Consider the following 4,732-nt stretch of genomic DNA (forward strand, 5'->3'; position numbering starts at 1 on the left):
AAAAGCAGCCTCAGAGAAATAGTTCAGAATTTCAAGAGAAAATTCCCATAATTGGGAAATATACCATAACTAAATACTTTAAAAAACATTCAAAAAAATGAACAATGACAGAGTGTAAGGAATGCGGTGTTGAATACGAGGTTGGAACAAAAGAATTTTGTTCCCAAAAATGTCTTGAAAAAAATATTCAAAATCGAGTCATAGATGCTACAGAAAAGGATCAATCACATACAAGTAAATTTTCTAAAAAAGAATCTTAGAGTTACTCTATTCTAGATATTTCATAAATTTTCTGTCTGGCATCTCTAATGGACACTTTTTTCTTCACATATCCTTTCTTTAGTAAATGACTCAATGCAAGTCTAACAGTCCTATCAGGAAGTAATGTTTTGTTTGCCAAGTCTTTTTGAGTTAATGCCCCCTCATATTCCAATGTCTTCAATAACAGTTTTGAGCTTGGAGGCATACTAAGTAATTCTTCAGCCAAATGTACTTTTTTTGCCAAAGCAGAAATTGCAGTCGAGTCTTTTTTTAATCGAATAATTTTTGCAGGTGGAAAAAATTGAGTGCATTCAACAGTTTTGTTAACTTTGTATCTATCCAGGCCATCAAGAATAGCTTCACAATGCAATCTAGCAGAGATATCATCAATCTCAATTGAACTTTTGTTAGATACAATGATTGGCCTTCGTGTAACATCAAGTGAGTTTACAGAGATTATTTCAAATACTGCAGAGTCTTGAAACAAAACTGGCCCACCAGCAGACATTGAATATGCAGAAGAACCAATCGGAGTAGATACAATTATTCCATCACTGTTATCGTGCCATACCTCATCTCCATTTACTCTAAGAGTATGTTCCATCAGCATTGCACTCTTTGATGAAAATACTGCGACATCATTTAGAACAGGATAAACATTTTTTCCGTCAATCTTTACCCCTAATCTAGGAACTTCTTCAACAGCATAATTTTGTTTTTTAGAATGTTAACATATGCAGAAAATTCTCTTAACTCAACTTGAGCTAAAAATCCACTTGCTTCACCTTCACTCACTCCAAGTACAGGTGAGGTAGAATCAAATGTTCTATGAAAATAATTTCTAACACCTTTATCACCACCTAAAACGATAACACAGTCAGATTCTTTATTCTTAGATTTTCCAATTGGAAATGACTTAATTCCAGAATCATCAAGAATTTTCTTTATTGTCTTTGCAGCAGATTCAGTAGTCCCTGATCCATAAATTCCTATTTGCACAGAAGAATGAATCAATCCAGTTCAATAAAAGAATGATGGATTACAGGTCTCGAAATTTTACCAAATTATAAAAATATGAGGCGTTTGTTTGAATTGTTCCTCTTGAAGGAATTTTTTGCAAGCCTAGATTTTTTGAATCAAGTGCAGCTTGAGCAGCACCGCCTGCAAAACACAAGGCCCACAAAAAATCCTTCTCTTTGAGCATAGTACAGAGAAATGCAGTACAAAAGATATCACCTATTCCAGTGGTATCATGAATTTGCTTGTTTGGAAGAACAATAGAATACACTTTGTCTTTTACTAAAAGAGAAACGTTTTCTTTGTTTGTCAAAAGGACATACTTGGCACCTTTTTTCTGTAATGCCACCATCATTTCATCATGAGTTCCATCAACAATATTCTGAGATTCTTCAGGATTTACTTTAATTGCATCAACATTGGATAAATCAAGATCAGTCTTTTCCAAAAAAATATTATTTTGCAAATCTTTTCTTCTCAAAAAGCCTTGAGGGTCTACAAAAAGAAAATTAGAATCATCTTTTATTTTTCTAAAAACATCATTAGTTATCTCATGATATATTGGACTAACAAGGTGTCCGTCAGCACTGATGCCGGAATAATTGATTGGATCACATTCATTTTCAAGTTTTAGAACTCTATCAGATCCTGTAATCACAATATTGAATTTGGTGGTATTTTTTTTAGATTCGGAATTTGAGAAATTTATTTTATTTTGAGTAAGATATTGTTTTGGAAAATCAGGACCAAATTTTGTAAACAAATCCACATCAAATTTGAATTCACGTGCAGTTAGCCCACAATAACAAGCAGCCCCACCAATTTGTTCATATGTATGATTTTCTAGATGGATGGAATCTATTGCACAGTGGGAAAAAAATTGCCAATTTCATTTAACTTTATTCCTTACATTGGGATTTAGTTTTTTGCATTATTTTTTTCAATGCAGTGTTTGCAAAGAATGCGACCTTTGATTACTTCAATTTCCACCCCAGAGGTAAAGCAATGATGACAAAGACCGCGCATCTGATATCAAATGAAATAAATCGATCTCAGATTAAAACATAGAGTGAGTTTTGACCTAGAATAGGCATAAATTAGCAATTTTTTTACGAACATCCTACAAGAATATAAGTAGGCAAATTTGTTCAGGTTCATGCCACTTAAACGTGCAAGTCGAGGTCGTACAAAAGGAGGAAAAGGATCCTCAGGTACAGTACAATGTACAAACTGTGGACAAACAGTTCCCAAAGATAAGGCAAAAAAAGTCACATCTAGATTAAATCTTGTCGAACACACATTGGCAAAAGAACTACGGGCACAAGGCGCATACATTGCATCACCAACAGTTTTGAAACATTATTGCATCTCATGTGCAATTCACTTTAAAATTCTAAAAATTAGATCAGAAGATAGTAGAAGAAAACGTGGAAAGCTGCGTTAGTCTTTTTCTTGAATATTTTTTGCGGTCACAATCATTCTTTGGATTAAAGTTACTCCTGCAATTATCACCACTATAATTACAGCATATTCCATAAATCCAATAATCCCAATTATTGCAATCGCCAATAATCTTTCTGCTCTTTCACCAATTCCTATTCCTTGGAGTTTTATGTTAATAGCATCAGATTTTGCTCGAGCATAACTTACTAGTAATGACAAAGTAATTGCAAGCAATACAAGATAGGGTTCTGCATATCCTCCAATCAAAATTCCTAAAAATATTGCAACTTCTGCAATTTTATCAAACATTGAATCAAGATATGATCCTTTAATGGATGTCTTTCCAGTGACTCGCGCTACCTGACCATCAACCATATCAAAGAATCCCGAAACAAGTAACAAAATACCACCAATTATTAACCCATACTCAATTCCCATTCCGTAAACAATAGATGATGTAATTGCAAACACAAGTCCTACGACAGTCCAAAAGTTAGGAGATAATCCAGTAGAAGCAAATCCTCTCCCCAATTTCTCAAGTATGGGTTTAAGAAATTCTCGCAAATTGTTTAACATGAGATATCCCCAACTACACCATCTAATAAAGTGATTAGGAAACTTGATGAAAAACTAAGTCAAAATTTGTAAAATTAGGCATAAATCACAGAGATAAATGTGGAAAAGAATAATAAGTAATTAAGATATGATGTTAATCATTGATTATGCTTAAAATTATGATCGGAGTCATAAGCATAGTCGGGATTTTGTTTACAGTAGGGATAAAATATTTTTGGTAAATGCTAGGACGTTGCTAATTATTTAAGTTGAGATAAATTAATTGCAATTAGAGTAGAAATTATTTTTGCAGCCAGTGATGCAGTTGCACCATTATCATGATAGGGATTTAGCTCTACTATATCTACCCCAGTAACCTTTGTTTCTTCAAATGTATGAATCATATCAAACAGTTCTCTTGAGGTCATTCCTACAGCTTCAGGATTACCAACTCCTGGGGCATATGCAGGGTCTAACACATCAAGATCAAAACTAGAATAAAGAGTGTCAAATGTTGACACATAGTCTTTTAGAAGTTGAGGACCCTTTCCATCCCTGATTTGTCTATCAGTAATAGTTTTGATATTGTTTTCTTTGAGAAACTCCAATTCTTCTTTAACAAATGCTCTAGCACCAACATGTAAGATATTTTCAGAGCCTCTTTCTTCTACAACTCTTCGAAGATATGATGCGTGGCTTAGTTTAATGTCTGCGAATTCATCTCGTAGATCATAATGAGCATCAAACACAACATATCCAGTTTCTTTTGGAAAACTAGTATACGTCCCATATGTAATAGAATGCTCACCTCCCAAAATGAATAATTGTCTTTTTTTTGCAACAAGTTCGGTGGTAATTTTTTTTATCATATCAACCATTTCTGAGGCAACAACAGTATGTCTGGTATTTCCTAAATCTTCAATGTTGACGGTCTCCAAATCCACTTGAAGATCAGGATGAAAGATCTCAATATTGTTAAATGAATCACGAATTGCATCAGGCCCAAACCTGCAACCTGGTTTGTAAGAGTGAGTAGCATCAAAAGGAATACCAAAAATGGTTGCAACAGGTTCCGAATCCTCATCTGACGCAGTAATCAGGGGGTTTTTGTTCAGGTATAAGTCTAGAAAGCTCATTTTTACACCATCAATTGAGGTCTCTTTGATAGATGTTTCGGCAAATTCAAACCAGTGAATGGTTTTCCTTTGGTTTGTTCTTTAATCTCATTTAGAAAATCATCAAAGGGCAGTTCTCGAACATTGCCAGTTTGTCTATCACGTATGCTTAAATTTTGGGAGTTTGCTTCATTATCACCAATTACCAAAATATATCGAATCCATTCTTTTTCTGCCTCACGAATTCTCTTTCCAATACTCTCGTTTCTATCGTCAATATCTATACGTACATCATTTGAAGCGATTTTATCAACCAAATTTTCACAAAAATCATTAAACTC

General features: G+C 34.0%; 6 protein-coding genes and 1 pseudogene. 2 read left to right on the forward strand and 5 right to left on the reverse strand.

Annotated elements, in window-relative coordinates:
* The first annotated feature begins 104 nt into the window (after window positions 1-104).
* A complete protein-coding gene (locus BD31_RS10000; protein ID WP_008298045.1) occupies window positions 105-260 on the forward strand; it encodes a hypothetical protein in 156 nt (51 codons plus the stop codon).
* Window positions 261-262: 2 nt separating this feature from the next.
* Here BD31_RS10000 and BD31_RS11085 read toward each other — a convergent pair.
* Together BD31_RS11085 and BD31_RS02440 are read right to left on the reverse strand one after the other, a co-directional pair.
* Window positions 263-1,260: pseudogene (locus BD31_RS11085) on the reverse strand (sugar kinase).
* Window positions 1,261-1,300: 40 nt separating this feature from the next.
* Entirely contained in the window at window positions 1,301-2,047 is a 747-nt protein-coding gene (locus BD31_RS02440) for a PfkB family carbohydrate kinase (protein ID WP_008298038.1), read from the reverse strand.
* A gap of 387 nt (window positions 2,048-2,434) precedes the next feature.
* Here BD31_RS02440 and BD31_RS02445 point away from each other — a divergent pair, with 387 nt between their 5' ends.
* Window positions 2,435-2,722, forward strand: coding sequence for a 30S ribosomal protein S26e (locus BD31_RS02445; protein WP_008298041.1), 288 nt, complete (start codon window positions 2,435-2,437; stop codon window positions 2,720-2,722).
* On the opposite strand, the gene BD31_RS02450 is transcribed toward BD31_RS02445, so the two are convergent.
* The 3 genes from BD31_RS02450 to BD31_RS02460 form a co-directional block, all read right to left on the reverse strand.
* Window positions 2,719-3,297 (reverse strand): CDP-alcohol phosphatidyltransferase family protein, encoded by a 579-nt coding sequence (locus tag BD31_RS02450; RefSeq protein ID WP_008298029.1) that lies wholly within the window; start codon window positions 3,295-3,297, stop codon window positions 2,719-2,721. The two genes, BD31_RS02445 and BD31_RS02450, sit on opposite strands and share 4 nt — an antisense overlap.
* A 239-nt stretch (window positions 3,298-3,536) precedes the next feature.
* Complete coding sequence (gene speB / locus BD31_RS02455) at window positions 3,537-4,412, reverse strand: agmatinase (protein ID WP_008298043.1); 876 nt, start codon at window positions 4,410-4,412, stop codon at window positions 3,537-3,539.
* A 2-nt stretch (window positions 4,413-4,414) separates the two neighbouring features.
* On the reverse strand, window positions 4,415-4,732 hold a 318-nt coding region (locus BD31_RS02460; RefSeq protein ID WP_008298032.1), incomplete at its 5' end, for a His/Gly/Thr/Pro-type tRNA ligase C-terminal domain-containing protein.

Origin of the sequence: Candidatus Nitrosopumilus salarius BD31 (assembly GCF_000242875.2) — an archaeon.
Taxonomy (GTDB): Archaea; Thermoproteota; Nitrososphaeria; order Nitrososphaerales; family Nitrosopumilaceae; genus Nitrosopumilus; species Nitrosopumilus salarius.